General features: G+C 73.6%; 21 protein-coding genes and 1 tRNA gene. 8 read left to right on the top strand and 14 right to left on the bottom strand.

What is annotated here, in order from left to right; all coding sequences use genetic code 11:
• The first annotated feature begins 5 nt into the window (after window positions 1-5).
• Window positions 6-1664, top strand: coding sequence for an IucA/IucC family siderophore biosynthesis protein (locus OG937_25800; GenBank protein ID WUD74864.1), 1659 nt, complete (start codon window positions 6-8; stop codon window positions 1662-1664).
• A 53-nt stretch (window positions 1665-1717) separates the two neighbouring features.
• On the opposite strand, the gene OG937_25795 is transcribed toward OG937_25800, so the two are convergent.
• A complete protein-coding gene (locus OG937_25795; GenBank protein WUD74863.1) occupies window positions 1718-3073 on the bottom strand; it encodes a hypothetical protein in 1356 nt (451 codons plus the stop codon).
• A gap of 209 nt (window positions 3074-3282) precedes the next feature.
• On the opposite strand from OG937_25795, the gene OG937_25790 reads away from it, so the two are divergent.
• Window positions 3283-3867 carry a hypothetical protein gene (locus OG937_25790; GenBank protein WUD74862.1) on the top strand — a complete coding sequence of 195 codons (585 nt, stop codon included), beginning with the start codon at window positions 3283-3285 and terminating at the stop codon, window positions 3865-3867.
• On the opposite strand, the gene OG937_25785 is transcribed toward OG937_25790, so the two are convergent.
• From OG937_25785 to OG937_25765, 5 genes are all read right to left on the bottom strand, one after another.
• The gene (locus OG937_25785) at window positions 3854-4573 is read right to left on the bottom strand and encodes a VWA domain-containing protein (protein WUD74861.1); all 720 of its coding nucleotides are present in this window, start codon (window positions 4571-4573) and stop codon (window positions 3854-3856) included. The two genes, OG937_25790 and OG937_25785, sit on opposite strands and share 14 nt — an antisense overlap.
• Window positions 4574-4648: 75 nt before the next feature.
• Entirely contained in the window at window positions 4649-5392 is a 744-nt protein-coding gene (locus OG937_25780) for an aminoglycoside 3'-phosphotransferase (GenBank protein ID WUD74860.1), read from the bottom strand.
• Window positions 5393-5464: 72 nt separating this feature from the next.
• Window positions 5465-8326: an ABC transporter permease gene (locus OG937_25775; protein WUD74859.1), complete on the bottom strand. Its 2862-nt coding sequence runs from the start codon at window positions 8324-8326 to the stop codon at window positions 5465-5467.
• On the bottom strand, window positions 8323-9057 hold the full coding sequence (locus OG937_25770) for an ABC transporter ATP-binding protein (protein WUD78883.1): 735 nt from the start codon (window positions 9055-9057) through the stop codon (window positions 8323-8325). Before OG937_25770 ends, OG937_25775 begins: the two co-directional genes overlap by 4 nt.
• Before the next feature lie 87 nt (window positions 9058-9144).
• Window positions 9145-9771 carry a PadR family transcriptional regulator gene (locus OG937_25765; GenBank protein ID WUD74858.1) on the bottom strand — a complete coding sequence of 209 codons (627 nt, stop codon included), beginning with the start codon at window positions 9769-9771 and terminating at the stop codon, window positions 9145-9147.
• Window positions 9772-10048: 277 nt separating this feature from the next.
• Here OG937_25765 and OG937_25760 point away from each other — a divergent pair, with 277 nt between their 5' ends.
• Window positions 10049-10252 (top strand): cold shock domain-containing protein, encoded by a 204-nt coding sequence (locus OG937_25760; GenBank protein ID WUD74857.1) that lies wholly within the window; start codon window positions 10049-10051, stop codon window positions 10250-10252.
• Between the two features lie 205 nt (window positions 10253-10457).
• Here OG937_25760 and OG937_25755 read toward each other — a convergent pair.
• From OG937_25755 to OG937_25725, 7 genes are all read right to left on the bottom strand, one after another.
• Window positions 10458-10531: transfer RNA gene (locus OG937_25755), tRNA-Ala, on the bottom strand.
• Between the two features lie 62 nt (window positions 10532-10593).
• Window positions 10594-11466, bottom strand: coding sequence for a hypothetical protein (locus OG937_25750; protein ID WUD74856.1), 873 nt, complete (start codon window positions 11464-11466; stop codon window positions 10594-10596).
• A 140-nt stretch (window positions 11467-11606) separates the two neighbouring features.
• A complete protein-coding gene (locus OG937_25745) occupies window positions 11607-12227 on the bottom strand; it encodes a GNAT family N-acetyltransferase (GenBank protein WUD78882.1) in 621 nt (206 codons plus the stop codon).
• The gene (locus OG937_25740; protein ID WUD74855.1) at window positions 12224-12712 is read right to left on the bottom strand and encodes a MogA/MoaB family molybdenum cofactor biosynthesis protein; all 489 of its coding nucleotides are present in this window, start codon (window positions 12710-12712) and stop codon (window positions 12224-12226) included. The genes OG937_25745 and OG937_25740 overlap by 4 nt, the downstream gene beginning before the upstream one ends.
• The gene (moaC, locus tag OG937_25735) at window positions 12709-13191 is read right to left on the bottom strand and encodes a cyclic pyranopterin monophosphate synthase MoaC (protein WUD74854.1); all 483 of its coding nucleotides are present in this window, start codon (window positions 13189-13191) and stop codon (window positions 12709-12711) included. The genes OG937_25740 and moaC overlap by 4 nt, the downstream gene beginning before the upstream one ends.
• Before the next feature lie 56 nt (window positions 13192-13247).
• The gene (locus OG937_25730) at window positions 13248-14591 is read right to left on the bottom strand and encodes a molybdopterin molybdotransferase MoeA (protein ID WUD74853.1); all 1344 of its coding nucleotides are present in this window, start codon (window positions 14589-14591) and stop codon (window positions 13248-13250) included.
• Entirely contained in the window at window positions 14588-15496 is a 909-nt protein-coding gene (locus OG937_25725) for a UTP--glucose-1-phosphate uridylyltransferase (protein WUD74852.1), read from the bottom strand. The genes OG937_25730 and OG937_25725 overlap by 4 nt, the downstream gene beginning before the upstream one ends.
• 80 nt (window positions 15497-15576) lie before the next feature.
• On the opposite strand from OG937_25725, the gene OG937_25720 reads away from it, so the two are divergent.
• Entirely contained in the window at window positions 15577-16173 is a 597-nt protein-coding gene (locus tag OG937_25720; GenBank protein ID WUD74851.1) for a 5-formyltetrahydrofolate cyclo-ligase, read from the top strand.
• A gap of 60 nt (window positions 16174-16233) precedes the next feature.
• Here the strand turns inward: OG937_25720 and OG937_25715 are convergent, their stop codons facing one another.
• Window positions 16234-19050, bottom strand: coding sequence for a penicillin acylase family protein (locus tag OG937_25715; GenBank protein WUD74850.1), 2817 nt, complete (start codon window positions 19048-19050; stop codon window positions 16234-16236).
• Between the two features lie 166 nt (window positions 19051-19216).
• On the opposite strand from OG937_25715, the gene OG937_25710 reads away from it, so the two are divergent.
• The 4 genes from OG937_25710 to OG937_25695 all read left to right on the top strand — a co-directional run bounded on the left by OG937_25710 (window position 19217) and on the right by OG937_25695 (window position 23781).
• Window positions 19217-20716 (top strand): potassium/proton antiporter, encoded by a 1500-nt coding sequence (locus OG937_25710; protein ID WUD78881.1) that lies wholly within the window; start codon window positions 19217-19219, stop codon window positions 20714-20716.
• A 292-nt stretch (window positions 20717-21008) separates the two neighbouring features.
• Window positions 21009-22262 (top strand): MFS transporter, encoded by a 1254-nt coding sequence (locus tag OG937_25705; protein ID WUD78880.1) that lies wholly within the window; start codon window positions 21009-21011, stop codon window positions 22260-22262.
• Window positions 22263-22328: 66 nt separating this feature from the next.
• Entirely contained in the window at window positions 22329-22646 is a 318-nt protein-coding gene (locus OG937_25700; GenBank protein ID WUD74849.1) for an FmdB family transcriptional regulator, read from the top strand.
• Between the two features lie 121 nt (window positions 22647-22767).
• Complete coding sequence (locus OG937_25695) at window positions 22768-23781, top strand: zinc-dependent alcohol dehydrogenase family protein (protein WUD74848.1); 1014 nt, start codon at window positions 22768-22770, stop codon at window positions 23779-23781.
• The last annotated feature ends 102 nt before the right edge of the window (window positions 23782-23883 follow it).

The raw sequence follows: 23883 nt of genomic DNA, 5'->3' as shown, positions 1-23883 counted from the left end.
CCATCATGTACCCGCACTCGGCGGCTGCGACGCGGCGCCCCCTGGAGACGGCGTTCGCCACCGAGCTGGCGACGCTCCGCCCCGACCTGCACGACGCTTACACCGCCGCGCTCCCCGGTGCCCGCGCCGCCGTCCTCGGCCGCCTGTGGCGGGCCCTGCTCCTGGAACCCCTGCCGGGCATCGCCTCGCGCGGCCCCGACCGCGTGCTGTTCCACGACGGCCGGGTGCTCACCGGGCCGCGGCGGCTGCCGCACGACCTGGGGTCGCCGAAGGACGAGCCCGCCCTGCTGCTGGACGGCCGGCCCCACGACCACCCGGCCGCCCTGGTGGAGGCCCTCGAACTGCCGGGATCGGGCCTGCTGCGCGACGAACTCGACGACAGCGTCGCCTCGTTGGCCCTGTCCCGGGCGGGCGCCGCGGGCATGGCGGGCCACGGCGGCTGGCCGCCGACGCTCGCCTCCTTCGAGCAGGGCGTCGTCGACGGCCATCCCTACCACCCGTGCTGCCGCAGCCGTCCCGGCTTCTCCGTGGCCGAGCAACTGGCCTACGGGCCCGAGCACCGGCCCGTCGTCGCCCTCGACCTCGTCTCCGTCCCGGCCGCCGGCTCCCTGGTCACGGGCGCCTGGCCGGACCGGTTCCGCGACGGCGACCGGCTCCTGCTGCCCGTCCACCCCTGGCAGACCCGGCACATCCTGCCCGCCCTGGGGCTGCGCCCGTACGCCGAGGCCGCGGTCCCCACCCGGCCGCTGATGTCGGTGCGCACCCTCGCCCCGCTCGACGGCGGGCCGCATCTGAAGACGGCGCTGAGCATGCGGATGACCTCGGCCGTCCGCGACATCTCGGCCCGCTCGGTGACCGACAGCGAGCAGCTGTCCGCGCTGCTGGACGAGCTGACCCGGCGGCTCGGCGGCGGCGCGCTGCGCGTCACCCGCAACCTCGCGGCGGCCGCCGCCGTCGTGGGCGGTGAGGCCAGCCCCGACCTCGCGGCGCTGCTGCGGGAGTCCCCGTCCGGTTTCGCCGACCCGGCGGCCGGAGAGAGCGTGCTGCCCGTCGCCGCGCTCACCGGGCGGCCCGCCGACGGCGGGCCGCCCCTGCTCCGCTCGCTGCTCACGGCCGCGGGACCGGGCGCCCCGCAGGACGGCACAGCCTGGCTGACCGCCTTCGCCCGGCTCGCGCTGCCGGCCGTGCTGCGGCTGCTGTCCCAGGGCGTCGCCCTGGAGGCGCACGGGCAGAACCTCCTGGTCGTCCTCGACCGGCACGCCCGGCCGCTGCGGCTGGTCTACCGCGACCTGGCCGACGTCCGGATCAGCCCGGCCCGCCTCGCCCGGTACGGCGTCACCGTGCCCCCGCTCGGCCGCGGCCTGAGCGACGACCCCGCGGTCCTGCACGCCAAGCTCTACGGCTCCCTGGTCGCCACCACGTTCGGCAGCCTCGTCTCCGCGCTCGGTGAGGCCCATCGCCCCACCGAGGCACGGCTGTGGGCCGCGGTGCGCACCGAGACCGCCCGCGCCTTCGACGCCCTTCCCGCCACGGCGGACACCCGCACCGACCGCGCGGCCCTGCTGTCCGGCCCCGAACTCCCCGTCAAGGCGCTCACCTTGATGCGGCTGGAGACCTCCGCGAGCGGCGACCACTGGACCGGCCTGCCCAATCCCCTCCTCTGACCGCCGGATCCGAGGGCGCGATCCGGGGGCCGGAGCTGGGAATCGGGCCGGAGTCAGGCCCTGGGCCGGAGGGACCCGTCGTCCAGGAGCCATTCGCGGTGCACGGCGCCGAGCGGGACGCGCTGCTCCATGAGCGGGGTGCCGAAGACGCCCAGGCGCAGTTGCAGCGCCGCGGTGAGGTCGACACCGCCGTACAGCCTCCAGGCCAGGGCCGCGGAGCCGGTGCTGCCCCGGGACGCGGCTCCGGCCGTGGCCTCGCCGCGCAGGTAGGGCGCGAGGTCGGCGGTGACGCCCACGGCCCCGTACAGGCCGACGCTCGCCTCGGCGCCGACCGTGGCCTTGACCCGGCCGGTGGCGGTCAGCGCGGCGCGGACCGGGGTGCTCGTCATGTCGGCCGCGGTGACCGGCCGCCAGCCCGCGGTCCGCTCGTAGTCGCCGCCGAGCCGGAAGCCGCCCTTGAGGTCCTGCCGTACGTCGACGCTCACCGTGCCGTCCGCCTCGACCTGGAGGTAGCAGGTCAGGTCGAGGTTGACGACCACCGGGACCGGCCCGACCTGGATGACCGGGTCCGCGTGCAGCCTGGCGAAGGGCACCCGCAGCGGCCGGCCGCCGTCCGCGGACGCGGTTGCGCGGCCACGCACCTCCCAGCCGGAGGTCCACCGTCCCGACAGGCCGAGGAACGCGGCGTCGGGCGAGAGCGCCGGACCGCCGTCGTAGGAGAACTCGACCTCAGGAGCGACCTCTACGTACCCGGACACCCGCAGGCCCGCTGCGGGCACCCCGGCCTCCGCGCCGACGTCCACGCGCAGGCTGCCCAGGGGCAACCGGGCACCGCCCGGGCCGGTCGTACGGCCGCCCGCCGTGGCCCGGGAGACCTCGACGTCCGCCACCAGGGGCTCGACGTCCACCTCCGCGGGGTCGACCGGCACGGTGCCCTCGGCCTTGTCCTGGCCGAGCAGGGCGCTCATCGTGGCGGGCGCCGTCTCGACCCGGGTCCGTGTGCCGTCGTCCTCCAGGACGCGGGTGACCTCGGCCAGCAGCCCGTCGGGGGCGCCCGGGGCAGGACCGCTGGCGATCACGTCGCCGGCCCGCGGCGCCTCGGCGGCGGAGATGACGGCCCGCCGGGTCGTGCCGTCGTACGAGGCGACCTTGAGCGCCGCCCGCCGGGCGCGCCCGTCGCCGCCGGCCCGGGCGACGGCGGTCGAGGTGTTCGTGGGCGCCGCCTTGACGGCGAGGTCATGGGACGGCGCGGCCTGGACGCCGGCCGCGGCCCGCGCGGTGGCGGACGGCGGTGCGGCCTGGGCGGGGGTGGCGGCCGGGGGGTCGGCGGCGGCCGAACACCCGGCGAGCAGGAGGGAGACGGCCGCGGCGGCGGCTAAGCGGACGTGCCTGGAGGCGGATGCGCGCATGGAGGGTCCTCGGAGCGTGTGGTGGGGGGTACGCACGGCAGAGAGGGCGACCCGCGACTTACCAGCGGGTAACAACCGCCCCGAGCATCCCATGCGGCCCGGGCGCCCCGCGGCGGATCCACCCCCGGCCCGGCCATGACCTCGGTCACACGGCACGCTCCCCGCCCCGGCCGCGGCCGTTGTCGGTCCCGCCCCCTACGGTGGCCGCCATGTCCGAACCGTCCGACGCCCCGCAGTCCTTCACGACGCTGTGGACCAACGACCTCTGCCGCCACCTGACGCGGGGCGGCTACGCCGGACGCCCGCTCCGCGTCCTGTTCGGCGGTCCGCACCAGTCCCTGCCCAGCTTCCGGCTCGCGGGCGTACGGCCCGGCGACCGCGTCTTCCCGCTGCGCGTGCACCGGACCAGGCTCCATGTGCTGGGCCGCCTGGAGGTGGCGCGGATCGTCCCGTACGAGGAGGCCGCGGACGAGCTGGCGAAGCTGCCCGACTGGTCGCCGCTGGAGGGCGGTTGCGTGTCCGAGGTGCTGGTCGGCCCGCCCGGCACCCCGCTCGACTTCGGCACCACCGTCCCCGGCGAGCTGCTGGAACGGCTCACCTACCGCTCGCGCCGCGCCGAACGCCGGCTGCGGTTCGTCGAGGACGGCCGTCTGATGCGGTCGGTCGGCCTCCAGGGCGTCTACCGGCTCGCACCCGGGTCGGCCGCCGAACTCGACCGCCTCGTGGACGCGGCCGCCGCACCCGCCGCCGGCCCCGCCGTCTGCCTGGCCGAGGTGACCGTCAGCCCCGGATGACGCCCGCCGCCCGCGCCGCCGCCAGCCACTGCGGGAACTCCTCCATCAGCGCCGCGTACAGCTCGGCGTCCGACGCCGCCGCGGGCTCCTCCCCGGCGGCGTGGAAACCGGCGTTGTCCACCACCCGCTTGGCGGGCACCGGGAGTTCGTCCAGCTTGCGCAGGAAGTCGAAGTCCTTGCCCGCCGGGTCCCCGAAGCCGACGAACTGCCAGAAGAGCGGCAACCCGGCCGCGGAGCAGAGCAGCCGCTCGGCGGCCGTGCGTGAGGAAGGGCCGCCGTCCGTCTGGAAGATGACGAACGCGGGCTGCGTCGCGCCGGACGCCCGGTAGTGGTCGATCACCGCCTGCATCGCCAGGTGGTAGTTGGTGCGGCCCATGTGGCCGTAGCTGTCGTGGAGCGCATTGATCCGCCCCTCGTAGCCGTCGAGGCCGATCTCGGCGACGCCGTCCACCTCGGTGGAGAAGAAGACCACCGGCACGACCCCGTCGTCGTCGAGGTTCGCCGCGAGCCCCAGGGCCTGCTCGGCCAGCCGCTGCACCGTGCCGTCCCGGTAGTGCCGCCGCATGCTGCCGGACCGGTCCAGCACCAGGTACACCGCGGCCCGTTCCCCCGCGACCCCGGCCTTCTCCAGCGACACCCGGGCACCCTTGTACAGGCTCACCAGCCCGGGCGCCGCCGCCTGCACCTTCTCCAGACTGATGGCCATCGTGCCCCGCCCCCTCACGCTCGCGCTCGCGCTTCCGCCCCGATCGTGCCACCTCCACCCGCCCGGGGTCACCGGTCAGGTGACGCTCCACAGCCGCCGGTAGAAGGCGGTCCGTTCCGGGTCGGGGGCGATGCCGTACGCGTCCAGGAGCGCGTCCTCCCAGCCGGGGCCGTAGTTCCACTCGGTGCTCCAGGTGGCGACGGCCAGATCGGCCCAGCGGTCGGCCACCCCGAGGGCGCCCATGTCGACGTGGCCCGACCAGGTGCCGTCGTCCCCCAGCAGCGTGTTGGGCGCGCAGGGGTCGCCGTGGCACACCACGAGCCGCTCGACGGGCGGCGCCGGCGGCAGGTCCCCCGGCACGTCCCTGCCCGACCGCCGGGCGCGTTCCAAGCGGGTGCCGACGGACCAGTCGTACGGGCAGCGGTCCACGGGCAGCCGCTCGTGCAACGCGCGCAGCCCGGCGCCCAGCGCGCGCACCGCGGTGGCGGGATCCGCCGTCCAGCGCGGGCTGACGGCACTCTCCCCGGGCAGCCCGCGCGTCACCAGCCAGGCCCCGTCCCCGTCCGCCCCGTGCTCCAGGACGGGCGGCACGGGCGTGAAACGGCCCGCCCACTCCAGGCGCTCCGCCTCGGCCCGCAGATCCAGCCCCGAGCCCGCCGGCGCCCACTTGGCGAACCGCCGGTCCTCCCCCGCCCCCAGCCGGAACGTCACCCCGCCCGCCTCGTTCCGCCACACGGGCAGCGGCGTCCGCTCCCCCGCCAGCGCCCCGATCGGCGCGGGCACCTCCACCTCGCCGTCCGGCGGCCCCGAAATCCTCACCGCCGCATGCTCCCCCCGAACCCCGCCGAAGGCCAGCCCATTTCCCGCGGCCGGGCATCCGGCAGGAGTGCCCTACGCGGCCCTGCGCGTGGTCGTGGGTCTCGACGAGGTGGCCAGTGCCGCCAGGCAGGCGGCCACCACCGGCACCGCGATGAGCAAGGCGGCCAGCAGCCCCCAGGGGACCACGATGAGCACGTGCTCGGTGATCCGGGGCGCGGTGCCCTCGTCGAGCTGCCGTTGGTGGAAGGCCAGCATGATGCGCCGGTCGACCAGGCGGAGGCCGATGGCCGGGACGATCCCGGTCACGGCGCCCAGCACCACGCCTGTGGCGGCCACGACGGCGCATTGGAAGGCGCTGAGCAGTCGGCGGATCCCGGGCGGCGCGCCGACCGCGGCGAGCGTGGCCAGGTCGGTCTCGGCGTCGGCGCGTGACAGGCCGGTCGCGGTTCCGGCGGCGCCGAGTGTGATGACCGCGGCGAAGATCCCCAGCGCCAGCGGCACGACGTCGGCCGGGTCGTCGGGGCCCTCCTCCAGATGGAACCGGACGTCGGCTCCGGTGTCGTCGAGGGCCTGCTGCGTCGTCTGCCGCTGCGTGTCGGTCGGCGGGTGCGTGGTGGTGAAGTAGGCGCCGAACGGCACCGTCCCGACGTGCGCCGACCTGGCCGCCGCCCGGGGTACGACCACGTCCACGCCGTAGTTGCGCGGGCTGCCGGGAACCTGGTGGACGGGGAATTCGACGACCCTGCCCGGCGGCTCCTTCCCCCGTGCTTCGGCGGCGTTCGCCGCCAGGTCGTCGGTGACCAGCCGGACGGCGACCCGGCCGTGGGCGTCGACGTTGCGGCGGTCGAGGGAGACGGCCCGCCCGTGCGCCAGGGCCGCCACCGCCCCGGGGTCGTCGACGCCGAGCACCGTCAGCAGTTTCGCGTCGCCGACCAGGACACCGCTGGGAGTCGTCATGCCCACCCGGTTGAACGTGCAGCGCCAGTCATAGGCCAGCGCCCTGAGCTGGGCACGGGGCAGGGAGGACAACGGGTTCGACGGGCCCATGTCGTACAGCGGGCACTCCTTGGCGGGAGGCCTCAGGACGTCCACGTGACCGCACATCCCGTCCTCGTCGCAGCCGGCACGGCCGGTGAACAACTGGTCCACGTCCGCCTCGACGCCGACGGGCAGGTGCCGGGCGACGGCGCTCCTGGCAGCCGGGGCGTCGCGGCCGCGGTCCTCGTCCACCGTCACCGAGACGGCTCCGGTGGGCAGCCATGCCTCGTACTCCGCGCGCTTCTGGGCGGCCGTGCTGCCGGTGTAGGCCGCGACGGTCACGGTGCCGGCGACGGCGGCGAGCACGGCCGCGACGGCGGGGGCGGTGCGCGCGCGATTGCGTGCGGCGTCCCGCAGCGCCAGGCGCGGCGACAGGCCCCACCGGCGCCCGAGCCGGCCGGCGACGCCCATGAACGTCGGGGTCATCGCGACGACGCCGGTCTCGGCGATGACACTGCCCACCGCGACGACGACCTTCCACTCGGTCTTCATCGCCCCGAACAGCGCGATCGCGGTCCCGAGCAGGAACGCGGCCAGTCCCGCGACGAGGAGCCGCCTTCCGGAGCGCCGTACCCCCTTGCGACCGGTGAGCGCGGCCAGGACCGGCTGCCGCGCCGCCGCGGCGGCGGGCACGGCCGCGGCCACCAGACCCGCGAGCACGGCCAGGAGCGCGATGCCGAGCAGGTCGAGCGGGCGCAGGTCGAGACCTCCGAACCGCGCGCCGCCCCACTCCTCCAGCACGGGGCGCAGGGCCGCGGCCAGGCCGAGACCGAGGACGCTTCCCCCCGCGGCCGCGACTACCCCGGCGACCAGACCGCCGCCGAGGACGACGGCCCTGATGTCCCTGGCCTCGCCGCCGCCCGCGCCGACGAGACCGAACTGCCGGCGTGAACGCTGGGCGCCGACGGCGAACGCGGCCCCGGTGAGCAGGCAGACCTCCGCGAGCGCCAGGGCGACGGCGGTCGCCGCCTGGGTGGCCCGCGGGGACACCGGCCGGGGCCTGGGCAGCTCCGGGTGCTCCCGGTACAGCGGCACGTCGGCGCGGGCCGGCGGATGCAGGGTGACGTCCCGCGAGAGCACCGTCACGCCCCGGGTGTTCGCCTCCTTCACCATGGCCCAGCCGTACCCGCCGGGCACCGCCACCAGGAGGGTCTCGGTCGGCGGTTCGAGCGGCGGCGTGCCGGCCGCCGCGAGCATCCGGCCGTAGGGCGCGAGCAGCGTTCCGGGCAGGGCGTTGACCTCGTCCGCGGTCAGGTCCCCGGGACGTTCGTAGGCGCCGACGATGCGGTAGGGGCGGGTGAGGTCCCGCACGGTGAGCCGTGAACCCACCCGCAGGCCGCTCACCTCCAGCAAGTGGGCGGTCACCGCGACCTCGTCGGGGCGGACCGGGTAGCGGCCCCGCTTGAGCGTGATGATGCCGCGGGTCATCGGGTCGGCGGTCCTGAGCTCGAGGACGTCCGCGTTCAACGTGCCGTGTCCCGTCCGCACCTTGGCGACGCCGGTGATCTCTTCGAGCGTCCGGGCGTGCGCCGGCACGGCCCGCGCGAGGACGGGCGCGGCGACGGCCGGGGACGGTGCGCCGGTCGGCTCGTCGGCCGCGCCGCCCGTCACCCCCTCGACGGGCGTGCGGTCCACAGCGACGTCGTCGGGGTCGGGCCCTTGGAGGACGGGGCCGAAGCGCGGGTAGCGGAGTTCGGCGTCCGCCTGGCCGAGGGTGCGGTCCAGTTGCTGCTCCGGCGAGAGCTGCGAGCTGCGCAGCGTCACGTCGGCGGCGGACGCCCCCAAGACGGGCACTGCGAGCATGACGACGACGAGCAGGGTGCGGCCCGGGGTCCGCCGGGCGTCCCGGCCGGCGATCCGCAGCGCCGCCCGCCAGGCGTGGACTCGGGCGGTCACCGGCCTGCCGTCCCCTCCGTGAGCAGCTCCTCCGCGTGCGTCCTCCTGGTCTCGTCGACGACGGTGCCGTCCCGCAGGAAGACCATCCGGTCCGCCCAGGCGGCGAGCCGCGGCTCGTGGGTCACCAGCACGCCGGCCGCTCCGGCGTCGCACCTCCTGCGGAGCAGGGCGAGCACGCAGTCGCCCGTCTCCGAGTCCAGCGCGCCCGTCGGCTCGTCGGCGAGCAGCAGACGGCGCTCCCCGACGAGCGCCCGGGCGATGGCGACGCGCTGCTGCTGGCCGCCGGACATCTCGTCCGGGAAGCGGTCCGCCAGGTGCTCCAGCCCGACGTCGCGCAGGGCGGCGACGGCCTCCTTGCGCGCCCGGCGCACCGGGACGCCGTCCAGTTCGCGGGGGAGGGCGATGTTCTCGGCGGCCGTGAGAGCGGGGATGAGGTTGTAGTCCTGGAAGACGTAGCCGATACGGCGTCGGCGCAGTGCCGCGAGCTCCCTGGGGCCCGCGGTGGTGAGCTCGGTGTCCTCCACCGTCACACTGCCGGACGTCGGTGCGTCCAGACCGCCCGCGATCGCGAGCAGGGTGGACTTGCCGGAGCCGGACGGTCCCATGACGGCGACGAGTTCGCCCGCGTGGACGTCGAGGTCGACTCCGCGCAGGGCGTGCACCTCGGTGGCTCCGCTGCCGTGCGTCCGTGTCAGGTCGCGTATGCGCAGGAGGGGTTGGGTGGCGAGCAGGGACAAGGCGGTCCTCTTCGAAGGGCGTACGGGTGCCTCGGTAGGCCGTGGGGGGGCACATCCGGGGCGCGGTGGTCGGCGGCGGGGCTAGGGACGCGATGCGCGGCGGCGGCCGCCCCGGGGGGTGCCGTCGTCCGCGGCCTCCCGCCCGGGATCCGCCTCCGCCTGCCGGGCCCGGGCGGCCGCCGCCACCCTGACCAGCCGCGCCTCGCAGTGGTCGAGCCAGCGCGCCTCGGCCTCGATCTGGAAGATGAGCTGCTCCAGGACGAGCGCCCAGGCCACTTCCTCCGGCCGGTCCGACGGCGGCTCCGGGGTCCGGGCCTTGAGCCGGGTGTAGTCCTGCATCGCCCGCAGGGTGTGGTGCCTCTGCAGCTGGATGACGTCCCGGACGTCGACCCCCGGCGCGCTCACCGCCATGGCGAGTTTGATCGCGAGTTCGTCGCGGGGCGGGTTGCTGCGGTCGACGGGGCTGCGGTACCAGGAGCCGAGCTCCGCGTGTCCCGCCTCGGTGATGCGGTAGAGCGCGTGGCCCGAGCCGTCCTCACCGTCCTGCGCGACCAGCCCGTCGCGCTCCAGCCGGTTCAGGGTCGTGTAGACCTGGCCGACGTTGAGGGACCAGGTCGCACCGGTGCGACTCTCGAACTCGGCGCGCAGCCGGGCCCCGTAGCGAGGCCCGTGCTCCAGCAGGGCGAGCAGCCCGTGACGGATCGACATACCGAGTATATATACCAAGTATGTCGGCCCCGCCAACACTCGCCGCGAGCGCCTGGCCCTGCGAAGGCGCGCTCCATGAACGCCCGTTCGGAACCCTCGGCTCGGGCTCCTCGCCGCCGGGGAGCACACGGCCCGCGAAGACACCTGCGCCGATGCAGGCGTATTCGCTGGCGGAGGCAGCGCATCATCGGGTAAGCAAGGAGCGGCGGCCCGGAATCGAGGGTCCGCCGGCGCGCCCTGGGCGCGCCGCAGCAGCAGCATGCGAAGGACGAACACCGTGGCATCTGGCGTCGTGAAGTGGTTCAACGCGGAGAAGGGCTTCGGCTTCATCGAACAGGACGGGGGAGGGCCGGACGTGTTCGCCCACTACTCGAACATCGCCGGCAACGGCTACCGCGAGCTCGCGGAGGGTGAGCACGTCACCTTCGACGTGACGCAGGGGCAGAAGGGCCCGCAGGCGGAGAACATCGTCCGCGGCTGACGGGCTCCCGCCCCGCGCACTGAGTCACGCCGCCCGCGGTGGTGCTGACGTCAGGCGCGGCGGCCCGGCAGACCGCGCGCGGTCTGCCGGGCCGTGTCCCGCGGCCGGGCGCCGCTGGTCGAGCGGGAAACCCCCACGCTGTCCGCGGCCCGAACGCCGAGATCCCGACCCGACGGTGACCGTCGGATCGGGATCTCGTGTGTTGTGGACCTGAGGGGATTCGAACCCCTGACCCCCTCGATGCGAACGAGGTGCGCTACCGGACTGCGCCACAGGCCCTTGCAACGAGGAAAACTCTAGCATCCCGGCGGGGGTGCTCCGCGCCCCCGGGCGCCGGGACGTCACTCGTTGGCGGCGCGGGGGCGGTCGCGGTCGGCGTGCTGGTCGAACAGGGGGGTGCGGGAGCGGTCGCGGGAGCGGCGCGGGGTGACCGGGGCGGTGGAGAAGGTCGGCCGCGGGGCCGGGACTTCCCAGGTGTCCTCGGTGGGGACGCGCTGCTGGTCGACCCACTCGGCATGGTCGGTCTGCTCCACGAGGGCGCGCCGGTCGGCCGTCGCGGGCTCCTCGGCGGGCGGTGCGGGCTCGACCACGTCGTGCGCCTCGAGGGGGGCGGGCTCGCGGGTCGTACGGGCCTCACGCAGCCGCTTGGCGGCGTCGGCGGCGCGGCGCTGGTCGAGCTTGACCACGAAGCGGCGGCGTTCCTGGGCGCGCAGGTAGGCGATGTAGAACGTGAGCAGCACGGCGGGCGCGGCCGGGGCCCAGAGGAAGGCGACGCCGCCGACGGCGGCGACGATCATGCACGCGGTGAAGCCCAGGAAGAGCAGCGTGATGGTGCGGCGGCGGGCGGCGAGCACCTTGGCCCGCGGATTGGGCTTCTTGGACTTCCCGGGCTTCGCCTGACCGCCCAGCTTCGCCTGCTTCCCCGACGCGCCCGCCTGCCCGCTCTGCCGGGACTTCGGCTTCACTTCCGTCGCGGGCACGGCAAGGGCCCGGACGTCGACCGCGGGCTCCGCCTCGGCCTCCGATTCCGGGTCCTCCGTCTTGGCGTACCTGCGCTCCAGTGCCGCACGTCCGGACAACAGCCGGATGGCGGTGCTGAAGCGTTCCGTCGGGCGCGCTTCGTTGAGCTCGTCCTGCCTACGGAGCCACATCGGCACCAAGTAGGCAGCCCAGGCCCCGACGATGACTGCGTAGATGAGGCCGCTGCTGCTCACGCATCACACGGTAGGGGGGTTCGCGACAGGGCATACGCAATTTGGCGCGGTGTGTCGCACGATCTGGCTGATACTCCGAAATTTTTTTCTGATTGCGTTCAAGTCGGAGTCGGATCTGGGGCTATTTTCGAACAGATATTTTATTTGTGAGCCGTGCCAGGTCGGGCCTGGTGCCAGCGGTGGAGCATTCCCTCCGGCACCTCCTCCGCCGTCAACGCGAAGACCAGATGGTCACGCCAGGCTCCGTCGATATGGAGATAGCGGGGGCGCAGTCCTTCCTCGCGGAAGCCGAGTTTCTCCACCACCCGCCGGCTCGGCATGTTCTCCGGCCGGATGCAGACCTCGACGCGGTGCAGTCCCACCGCCCGGAAGCAGTGGTCGACGGCGAGCGCGACCGCGGTGGGCATGACCCCGCGGCCGGCCACGGCCTCGTCGACCCAGTAGCCGACGTGGGCGCTGCACATGGAGCCCCAGGTGATGCCGGCGACGGTGAGCTGTCCGGCGAGCCGTCCCTGGTACTCGATGACGAACGGCATCATGCGGCCCGCGGCGGCCTCGTGGCGCAGATGGCGGACCATCTGCCGGTAGGTGGGCCGCTGGGTGAGGTGGCCGGGGGGCGCCGGGGGCACGGTGGCCTCCCATGGGCGCAGCCATTCGCGGTTGCGCCGGTTCACCTCGCGCCAGGCCCGCTGGTCGCGCATCCTTATCGGGCGGAGGAGGACGTCCCCGTCCGCCAGCTCGGCCGGCCAGGACCCGTTCAGCTCGGTCTCCCAGACGTAGGGTGGTCGCCGCCGTGGATCTGCTCGACGGCATGGACGAGGATCGGGGCCAGGACGGCCAGGCCGTCCTTGACGCCACCGGTCGACCCGGGGAGGTTCACCACCAGGGTGCGCCCGGCGACACCGCAGACGCCACGGGACAGGGCGGCGGTGGGCACCTTCTCGCGGCCCGCGGCCCGGATGGCCTCGGCGACGCCGGGGACCTCGTAGTCCAGGACGGCGCGGGTGACCTCCGGGGTGCGGTCGGTGGGCGAGATGCCGGTGCCGCCGGTGGTGACGACGACGTCGTACCCCCCGGCCACGGCTTCCCGCAGGGCGCTGCCGACCGGCTCGCCGTCCGGGACGACGCGCGGGCCGTCGACCGTGAAGCCCATGTCCCGCAGCGCGGCGACGATCAGCGGGCCGCCCCGGTCCTCGTAGACCCCGGCGGCCGCGCGGTTGGACGCGGTGATCGCGAGCGCCCTCATCGGCTGCGGCTCCAGTCCCCGGACTTGCCGCCGGTCTTCTCCTCGACCCGTACGTCCGTGATGACCGCGGCCTTGTCGACGGCCTTGACCATGTCGACGACCGTGAGCGCGGCGACGCTCACCGCCGTGAGGGCCTCCATCTCGACGCCCGTGCGGTCGGTCGTCCTCACGGTGGCCGTGATGTCCACGGAGGAGTCGCCCACGACCAGGTCGACCTTCACCCCGGAGACCGCCAGCGGGTGGCAGAGCGGGATGAGGTCGGGGGTGCGCTTGGCGCCCATGATCCCGGCGATGCGCGCGGTGGCGAGGGCGTCGCCCTTGGGCACCCCCTCGCCGCGCAGCAGCTCGATGACGCGAGGCGACACCAGGACCCGGCCGGTGGCGCGGGCGGTACGCGCGGTGACGTCCTTCTCCGAGACGTCGACCATGCGGGCCGCCCCCGCCTCGTCGATGTGCGTCAGATGCTGCTGTTCTGTCATCGGTACGGCACTCCCACTGCTCGCCGCGTGCTCGCGTGGGCAGTAACGGTACCCGCTCAGTCGAGCAGCACGACCTCGACCTCCGAGCCCGCCGCGACCTCCGTCGTGTCCTCGGGCACCACGATCAGCGCGTTCGCGTGGGCGAGCGCCTTGACCAGGTGCGATCCGGCCCCGCCCACAGGGGTGACCCGGCCGGTGGAGGGGTGGTAGCGGCCGCGCAGGAACTGCCGCCGTCCCTTGGGCGAGGAGGTCAGTCCGCCCTCGCAGACGGCCTGCACGGTCGTCCGGAAGACCGGCTCCACGCCCATGAGCGTGCGGATCGCGGGCCGGACGAACAGCTCGAAGGAGACGTAGGCGCTGACCGGGTTGCCGGGCAGGGCGAGCAGCGGGGTGCGCTCGGGCTCCGGCGGCGCGGCGTCCACGTCCCCACCGCCGCCCTCCGCCTCGCTGCGCGCGCCGACGTCGATGAAGCCGAAGCCCTGCGGCTTGCCGGGCTGCATCGCCAGCTTGCGGAACTCGATCTCCTCGCCGAGGGCCTCCTTCACCACGTCGTACGCGCCGACGCTGACGCCTCCGCTGGTGACCACGAGGTCCGCCCGGATCAGCTGGTCCTCGACGGTGGCCCGGAAGGTCTCGGCGTCGTCCGCGACCGCGCCCACCCGGTAGGACTGGGCGCCGGCCTCGCGGGCGGCGGCCGTGAGCATGTAGCTGTTGGAGTCGTGGATACGGCCCGGGCCCAGCTCCTCGCCGGGCGGGACCAGCTCACTGCCGGTGGAGACCACGACCACCCGCGGCCGGGGCCGCACCCGTACGGTGGCCCGGCCGACGGCGGCGAGCAGGGCGATCTGCGGCGGGCCCAGCACCGTGCCGGCGCTCAGCGCCAGCTCACCCGCGGCGACGTCGCTGCCCCGGGCACGGACGTGGTCGCCCGGCCCCACCGGCCGGTAGACCCTGACCTCGCCGCCCACGGCGTCGGGGCTCCGGCTCGCGGCCGGCATGCCGAGGACCGGGGCACCGCCGGTGCCGCCGTCGGTCCACTCGACGGGGACGACGGCCTCGGCACCGGGGGGCAGCGGGGCGCCGGTCATGATCCGGGCGGTCTGCCCGGGCCCCACGGTGGGCAGTTCGCCGCTGCCGGCCGCCACGTCACCGATGACGGTGAGCACGGCCGGATGGGATGCGTCGGCGCCCTGGGTGTCGGTGGTGCGGACCGCGTAGCCGTCCATCGAGCTGTTCGCGAAGGGCGGCAACGCGACCGGCACCATCACGTCCTCGACGAGGACGCACCCCTGCGCGTCGAGGAGTTGCAGCTCGATGGGTTCCAGCGGCTTCAGCTGCCGCAGGATGTTGTCGAGGTGCTCCGAGACGGACCAGACGCGGTCGGCCGTGCCACTGCTCAAGCTTGCATCTCCTCGCTGACATACGTGCGCAGCCAGGACCGGAAGTCCGGGCCCAGGTCATCACGTTCGCATGCCAGTCGGACAATCGCACGCAGGTAGTCGCCACGGTCTCCGGTGTCGTAGCGCCGGCCGGTGAAGATGACACCGTGCACGGGGCCGTCCGGGCCGTCCTGCTGGGCCAGTTCGCGCAGCGCGTCGGTCAGCTGGATCTCGCCGCCGCGGCCCGGCTGGGTCTTGCCGAGCACCGCGAAGACCGACGGGTCCAGCACGTAGCGCCCGATGACGGCGTAGGCGGAGGGGGCCTCGCCCGGCGCGGGCTTCTCGACGAGGTCGGTCACGCGGACCACGTCGTCGTCGGCGGTGGGGACTATGGCGGCGGAGCCGTAGAGGTGGATCTGGCTCGGGTCGACCTCCATCAGCGCGACGACGCTGCCGCCGTACTGCTCCTGCACCTCGATCATGCGGCCGAGCAGCGGGTCGCGGGGGTCGATCAGGTCGTCGCCGAGCAGCACCGCGAAGGGCTGGTCGCCGACGTGCGGCTCGGCGCAGAGCACGGCGTGGCCGAGGCCGCGCGGGTCACCCTGGCGGACGTAGTGCATGGTGGCGAGGTCGCTGGACTCCTGGACCCTCGCCAGGCGGGCCTCGTCGCCCTTGGCGGTCAGCGCCGACTCGAGCTCGTAGTTGCGGTCGAAGTGGTCCTCGAGCGGCCGCTTGTTCCGGCCTGTGATCATGAGGACGTCGGAGAGGTTCGCTGCGACGGCCTCCTCCACGACGTACTGGATGGCGGGCTTGTCGACCACCGGCAGCATTTCCTTGGGAGTCGCCTTCGTGGCGGGCAGGAAACGGGTGCCGAGGCCGGCGGCGGGGATCACAGCCTTGCTGATCCGGGTACGTGCGTGCGTCATGAGGCAACGATAACCGCTGTATATGAGGTGAAGATGAAGTTCCGGTTGCTTGATGGGGATAGGCGGCGGTTGCGCGTCAAATGAGTGACAAAAACGTTAGCAAGAGGGAGTTGCGGGAGCACCTCCTCCAGGTGAGGCGCAGGTTGACGGCTCATGACCGCGCGGTGGCCGAGCGGGCGATCGCGCAACACGCCCTGGATCTGCACGAATTGTCCGGTGCCCGGACGGTGGCGGCCTACGTGTCGATGGGCGGCGAGCCCGGCACCCGCGCGCTGCTCGACGTGCTGCGCGAGCGTGGGGAGCGGGTGCTGCTGCCGGTCCTGCTCCCGGACAACGACCTGGACTGGGCCCCGTACGAGGGCTCCGGCGGCCTGGTGCGGACCGCCCGCGGCCTGTACGAGCCCACCGGCCCCCGGCTCGGCCCGGCAGCGGTGACCGGGGCGGACGCGGTCCTGCTCCCGGGACTGGCCGTCGACGGCCGGGGCCTGCGGCTGGGCCGCGGCGGGGGCTCGTACGACCGGGTCCTGGCCCGGCTGGACACGGCGGGGGTGACGCCCGCTCTGGTGGTGCTGCTGTACGCGCACGAGGTGCTGGACCGGGTGCCCGACGAGCCGCACGACCGGCCGGTCGACGCGGTGGTCACCCCGGAGGGCGTACGGCGCTTCGGGGACGGTTGAGGGGGGCGGGCCCGCGGCCCGCCCCCCTCGTGCTTGTCGTCCGCACGCCGCCCGTGCGGGCTACGGGGTCAGCGCGAGGGTGTCCTCCGTGGCCCCGTCGACCGGCTGCTTGGTGAAGACCCACGGCAGCAGCTCGCCCTTGGCCCACTTGGTGGTCTGGTCGGTGTAGTGCGAGCTGTAGGCGTGGCCCGAGGCTCCGGTCAGGTTGATCCACCGGGACTTGTCGAAGTCGTCGAGCGAGACCACCATCCGCATCGACGGCACCCAGACGACCTCGTAGCCGCCGGCCGCGTTCCAGCCGGTCGCGTTGACCGCGGCCTCACCGCCGCCGAGCTGCCACGGGCCGCGGTTGAGCAGCCACCGGACGACCGCGGGACCGCCGGTGCCCAGGGTCTGGTTGCGCAGGTCCAGCGTGTGGAGGCGGCCCCAGCTCCAGGTGTCGATGTTCTTGCCGAGCTTCGCGGTCAGCTCGTAGCGGGCGTCCTTCATGGCCTGGGCGAGCAGCTCGTCGCGGGTGGTGCGGGTCCGGCCGCTGTCCTTGTCGTAGAAGGCCGTGGGGGAGGTCGTCCACCACGGGTTGTCCTCGTCGTCCACGATCGAGCGCACGACCTCGAACCAGCGGTCGCCGCCGTCCGGCTGCGCCTGGTCCGCGGCGCGCCGGCCGCACTCGCGCACCAGCTTGGACGTGCCGTCGAGGTCGTCGACCGGGCCGGAGCGGTCGGCGGCCGGGACGGTCAGGCACTGGCCCTCGGGGCGCAGCTCCTTGGGCAGCTTGTTGCCGAAGGCCAGCTTGAGGACGTTGCGCCAGACGGCGTTGAAGTAGGCCGCGGGGGCGGAGTCGGAGTCCTGGTTGTAGTCCCAGCCCTCCAGCAGCTTCTGGGCGTTGCGGACGTAGTCGTCCTTGTCGTCCTTGATGTCGATCTTCAGCAGGTACGGCACCAGGAGCTTGGCGATCTCGCTGCTGTTGTCGCCCTGCATCTCCTGCATGTCGTCCATGGAGACCAGGCCGCCGTCCTTGATCTTGGACTGGACCAGGTCGTTGATCCGCTGGCTGCGGGTGCCGTAGCCCCAGTCCTTGGTGAGCAGGTAGGGGTACTCGTCCTGGTCGACCACGGCCTGGTTGGCGGTGACGATGTAGCCGCGCTCCGGGTCGTGCTCGTACGGCATCGCGGAGAAGGGGATCCACTTCTTCCACTGGTACCGCGGGTCCCAGCCGGGGGCCGGGTAGGTCCCGTCGTAGCCGGCGGCGCGGACCGGGATCCGGCCGGGGGCCTGGTAGCCGATGTGGCCCTTGGCGCCCTTGTTGTCGGCGTAGATCAGGTTCTGGGACGGGACGGCGAAGTCGCGGGCGGCGGCCCGGAACTGGTCCCAGTCGGTCGCGGTGTCGAGCTCGAAGACGGCGTCCATGGTGTTGGACGGGTCCAGCGCCGTCCAGCGCAGGGAGACCGCGTAGCCCTCGCCGCGGTCGGGCGCGGAGTTCGGCACCGGTGCGCGGTTGCCGACGGTCCGCAGCTCGGCGCTGCGGTCGGAGATCACCGGGCCGTTCCTGGTGCTGCGCACCGTGATCGTGCGGTCGTCACCGCCGGCGACCTTGATGGTCTCCTTGCGGGTCGTGAAGGACTCCTGCTTGCCGTCGTAGAGGTACGTGTCGGCGGTGACCTTCTCCAGGTAGAGGTCGGTCACGTCGGCACCGAGGTTGGTCATGCCCCAGGCGATCGACTGGTTGTGGCCGATGATCACACCGGGCATGCCGGAGAACGTGTAGCCGGCCACGTCGAAGGGGCAGGCCTTACCGACGCTGTTGCAGTGCAGGCCCATCTGGTACCAGAGCGAGGGCATCTGCGGGGCCAGGTGCGGATCGTTGGCCAGCAGCGGCTTGCCGGTGGTGGTGTGGGCGCCGGAGACCACCCAGGAGTTGGAGCCGATGCCGTTGCCGTTGGGGCCCAGCAGCGCGGGGATCTGGTCGAGGGTGTCGGAGAGCGAGGCCAGCTGGGACGTGACGTTCTGCGTCGCGTCGGAGGTGGAGGCGGCGTCGGTGCCGGTGCCATCGCCCGAACCCGTGCCGTTGCCGGTGCCGGTGCCGGTTTCCGTACCGGTTCCGGAGTTCGCGCCCGATTCCGTGGTGGTTCCTGGCGGTTCGTACTCGTCCGTGAGGTCGTTGACCTTCCCACCCTCGACGATCGGGTGGTTCCGGTCGTACGGGTAGTCGGGGTAGAGCTGTTCGATCTGCTTGCGGCTCAGCCGGCTCGACAGCAGCGAGCGGTCGATCTCGTCCTGCATGTTGCCGCGCAGGTCCCAGGCCATCGCCTTGAGCCAGGCGACCGAGTCGACCGGGGTCCACTTCTGCGGCACGTAGTCGTTGCTGAACTCCAGCGCCGCGTACTCGACCGACAGGTCGGCGCCGGAGTGGCCGTCCAAGTAGGCGTTGACCCCGTCGGAGTACGCCTGGAGGTACGTCTTCGTGGTGGCCGACAGCTTCTTGTCGTACTCCTGCTGCGCGACCCGGCGCCAGCCGAGCGTGCGCAGGAAGGCGTCGGTCTCGACCTGGCCGCTGCCGAACATCTCCGACAGCCGGCCGGCGGTCAGGTGCCGGCGCACGTCCATCTCGTAGAAGCGGTCCTGGGCCTGGACGTAGCCCTGGGCGCGGAACAGGTCCTCGGCGGTGTCGGCGTAGATCTGCGGGATGCCGTTGCCGTCCCGCTTCACTTGGACGGCGCCGGTCAGGCCCTTGAGCTGCAGGGTTCCGGTGGTCTGCGGGAGGGAGGCGCGGACGGTCGCGACACTCCAGTACGACCCGTAGACGATGCCCGCCACGAGCACGAGCACGACCCCGATCACGATGAGGCGCGTGCGGCGGGACTTCTTCTTGGCGGGCATCGATGTCCTTCGAACGGCAGGGTGGACCGATTGCTAGGGGCCACCTTAGGCGTACCGGCCCGTAGCTCCCCAGGCGGTGTCCTTACCTGTGGACGGAGATCGCCACAACGCCAAGCACAGGTAAAATATTAGGTAAGGCAATGAACTTCGTTGGAAGGACCGGCTCCTGACTGTCGACCGCCTCAATGAACTCCTGCTGGTGTGCGCCCTCGTGCTGCTCATAGCGGTGGTCGCCGTGCGCCTCTCCTCGCGCAGCGGCCTGCCCAGCCTGCTCCTCTATCTGGGCATTGGGGTCGCAATAGGACAGGACGGACTGGGAGTCGCCTTCGACAACGCCGAATTGACGCAAGTGTTGGGATATGCCGCACTTGTGGTGATTCTGGCCGAGGGTGGTCTCGGCACCCAGTGGCGGGAGATCAAACCGGCGGTCCCGGCGGCGGCGGTCCTGGCGACCTTCGGCATCGCGGTCAGCGTCGGCATCACGGCCTCGGCGGGGCACTACCTCGTCGGGTTGGACTGGCGGCATGCGCTCCTGATCGGCGCGGTCGTCTCGTCCACCGACGCGGCGGCCGTCTTCTCGGTGCTGCGCAGGGTGCCGCTGCCGAGCCGGGTGACCGGTGTGCTCGAGGCCGAGTCCGGTTTCAACGACGCCCCGGTGGTCATCTTGGTGGTCGCCTTCTCCGAGCACTGGCCGGTGCACAACTGGGGGCTGCTGCTGGGCGAGATCGCCCTGGAACTGGCGATCGGCGCCGCGGTCGGCCTGGCCGTCGGCATGCTCGGCGCGTTCGCGATGCGCCACGTCGCGCTGCCCGCCTCCGGCCTCTACCCGATCGCGGTCCTGGCGATCGCCGTCCTCGCCTACGCGGGCGGGGCGCTCGCGCACGGCTCGGGCTTCCTCGCCGTGTACGTCGCCTCCGTCGTGCTGGGCAACGCCAAGCTCCCGCACCGCCCGGCCACCCGGGGCTTCGCGGAGGGGCTGGCCTGGCTGGCGCAGATCGGCCTGTTCGTGCTGCTGGGCCTGCTGGTGACCCCGCACGAACTCGGCGACGACATCGTGCCGGCGCTGGTGGTCGGCCTGGTCCTGACGGTGGTGGCGCGGCCGGTGTCGGTGACGGCGAGCCTGCTGCCGTTCCGCACGCCCTTCCGCGACCAGGTGCTGCTGTCCTGGGCTGGGCTGCGCGGGGCGGTGCCCATCGTCCTGGCGACGATCCCGATGGTGGCGGGCGTCCGGCAGAGCGAGCGCATCTTCAACATCGTCTTCGTCCTGGTGATCGTCTACACCCTCGTGCAGGGTCCGACCCTGCCGTGGGTCGCCCGCAGGCTCCGGCTCGGGGACCCGGGGGCCGCGGAGGACCTGGGGATCGAATCGGCGCCCCTGGAGCGGCTGCGCGGACACCTGCTGTCGGTGCGGATCCCGGAGCACTCGCGCATGCACGGCGTGGAGGTCAGCGAACTGCGGCTGCCCCCGGGCGCGGCGGTCACCCTGGTCGTCCGCGAGGACAGGAGCTTCGTCCCGCTGCCGACGACGGTGCTGCGGCATGGTGACGAACTTCTCGTCGTCGCCACCGACCCGGTGCGGGACAAGGCGGAGGCCCGGCTGCGGGCGGTGGGACGCGGCGGCAAGCTGGCCGGATGGCTGGAATCGGGCGGTGGGGCCGGCCGTTAACATGGCTGTCGACAGTCACCACCAACTCTGCCTGACGCAGAGCTGGCGCGACCGCCCGGCGGCCGGAGAGACCCGGTATCTACCTCGGTCATGCGCGAGAGGACAGCTCTCGGCGCACAGGAACGCGACCAGGCGTCCAGGGTGCGCTACCAGGCGGCGGAAAGGCCCGGCCGTGGCATCCACGGTCACTCGTACGTCCCGTTCGTCCCGATCGTCCCGTCCTTCGGGTTCCTCCCATCCGTCGGGCTCTTCCCGTCCTTCCCGTACCGCGGCGCGCCCGGGATACGGGCAGCTGCTGCGCACGCCGGGTGCGTGGGCCTTCCTGCTGCCCGGGTTCGCCGCGCGCCAGCCCTTCGCGATGCTCACCATCGGCATCGTGCTGCTGGTGCAGCACACCACCGGCTCCTACGGCACCGCCGGTGCCGTCTCGGCCGTCACCGGCGTCGCCATGGCGCTGTTCGCCCCGCTGAGCGGCAAGTTCTCCGACCGCTTCGGCCAGGGCGCCGTGCTGCTGCCCGGGGTGCTCGTCCACGCGGCGTCCGGGACGCTGCTCGCCGTGCTCGCGCTGGCGCACGCGCCGCTGTGGGCGCTGCTGGCGGTGGCGGTGCCCACCGGCGCCTCGGTGCCGCAGGTCGGGCCCATGGTGCGGGCCCGCTGGGCGGCCACGCTGCCGGCCGGGTCGCCGCTGCTGCAGACGGCGACGGCCTTCGAGTCGGTCACGGACGAGTTCACCTTCGTCATCGGGCCGGTGCTGGCCACGGCGCTGGCCACCGGGGTGCACCCGGCGGCCGGGCTGCTGTCCGAGGCCGTGCTGACGCTGGCCGGCGGACTGCTCTTCGCCGCGCAGCGGCGGACCGCGCCCGCACCGTCCCGGTCCGTCCCCGGGGCCCGGAAGCGGGAGGCCTCGGCGCTGACCGTGCCCGGTGTGCGGGTGCTGGCCGTGGCCTTCCTCGGGATCGGCGCCGTCTTCGGCGGCATGCAGGTCTCCATGACGGCTTTCACCGAGGAGATCGGGCGGCCCGGCATCAACGGCCTGCTCTACGGGACGTTCGCGGCCGGCAACATGCTCGCGGGCATCGCGTGCGGCGCCGTCGCCTGGAAGTCCGGACCCAAGCGGCGCATGGTGGCCGGCTACACGGCGCTGACCCTGGCCACCTCGATGCTGTGGGCGGCGCACGCCGTGCCGCTGCTGGGCGGGCTCGGGCTGCTGGTCGGGCTCACCATCGCCCCGGCCCTGATCACCGGCTACACCCTGGTCGACGCGCTGGTGCCGGCGGGGATCCGTACGGAGGCCTTCACCTGGCTGACCGGCGCGGTGGCGCTGGGCCAGGCGGCGGCTGCCACCGCCGCCGGACGGCTGGCCGACGGGCTCGGGGCGAGCGCCGGGTTCACCGTGCCGCTGGTGGGCACCGGCCTGGCACTCGTCACGCTGCTCGTGCTGCGTGACCGGCTCGCGCCGAGGCAGTCCGAAGTGGTCGCGGCACGCGGCGCCGGAACCGGCCACGGCAGTGGCATCGGTCACCGAGACCCGGTCACGGTGGACTGAGGCCGCGGAATGCTGCACTATTGACCGTCGTTAGCACTCAATGAGTCAGAGTGCCAGGAGGAGCAAGTGCCGACGTACCAGTACCAGTGCACCGCCTGCGGCGAGGGCCTCGAGGCGGTGCAGAAGTTCACCGACGACCCGCTGACCGAGTGCCCGGCTTGCAACGGTCGGCTGCGCAAGGTCTTCTCCGCGGTCGGCGTCGTCTTCAAGGGATCCGGCTTCTACCGGACCGACAGCCGCGGATCGTCGTCCAGCAGCACGCCGGCCGCCAAGAGCAGCGGCTCGGAGTCGAAGTCCTCTTCGGACTCCAAGAGCAGCGGCTCGGCCGGCTCCACCGGCTCTTCCAGCGGCTCCACCAGCTCGGCGAGCACCTCGGCCGCCTGAGCGGAGTCCACGGCACCCTCGCCTGGTGAAGGCCCCCGTCGCGGGCGACGGGGGCCTTCGGCGTGCCCGCACGAGCGCTTTCGTGCTGCAGCGCCGAGGCCTCCGGTCGCAGACTGGAGACATGCTGAGTGGTTGGGTCGTCGACCGGCCCGGGCCCATGGTCACGGAGCCGCTGGTACGCGTCGGACGCCCCAAGCCGGTGCCCGGGCCGCGTGAACTGCTGCTGCGCGTGGAGGCATGCGGCGTGTGCCGCACCGACCTGCACCTGGCGGAGGGGGACCTGCCGCCGCACCGCCGGGAGACCGTCCCCGGACACGAGGTGGTGGGGCGGGTCATCGGCACCGGCGAGTCGGCCGGCCGCTTCGCCGAGGGCGACCGGGTGGGTGTCGCCTGGCTCCGCGGCACGTGCGGGAACTGCGCCTACTGCCTGACCGGCCGCGAGAACCTGTGCCCGTACTCGCTCTACACCGGCTGGGACGCCGACGGCGGCTTCGCCGACTTCACCACCGTGCCCGAGGACTACGCCTACGCGCTGCCCGAGGACGCCGACGGCCGTGACGCCGTGCACCTGGCGCCCCTGTTGTGCGCGGGCATCATCGGCTACCGCGCCCTGCGCCGCAGCGACCTGCCCGCCGGCGGGCGGCTGGGCATCTACGGCTTCGGCGCGTCCGCGCACATCGCCGCCCAGGTCGCGCTGGCCGAGGGGGCGACCGTGCACGTACTGACCCGCTCGGAGCGGGCGCGGGAGCTCGCGCTGGAGCTCGGTGCCGCTTCCGCGGGGGCGGCGGCGGACCGGCCGCCGGAGCCGTTGGACGCGGCCATCCTCTTCGCCCCGGTCGGCGACCTGGTGCCGACCGCCCTGGAGGCCCTGGACCGGGGCGGCACGCTGGCGATCGCGGGCATCCACCTCAGCGACATCCCGGCACTGAACTACCAGCGCCATCTGTTCCAGGAACGCAGTCTGCGCAGCATCACCTCCAACACACGACAGGACGGACAGGAGTTCCTGGCCCTGGCCGCCAGGATCGGGATCCGGGTGACCGCCACCCCCTATCCCCTGGACCACGCGGACCGGGCGCTGTCCGACCTGGCCGCCGACCGCGTCAACGGTGCGGCGGTCCTGGTGCCGGGCTGAGACGTGGGCCGGCCCGTAGGCAGCGCCGTGGGCAGCGCCGAACGGGATGAGTGGGGGACGGGACGGGACGGGGTGGGGACGGAGCCGAGCGACAGCGAGAAG

The organism is Streptomyces sp. NBC_00510, assembly GCA_036013505.1.
GTDB lineage: Bacteria > Actinomycetota > Actinomycetes > Streptomycetales > Streptomycetaceae > Actinacidiphila.
This window is presented reverse-complemented; position numbering and strand designations above follow the sequence as displayed.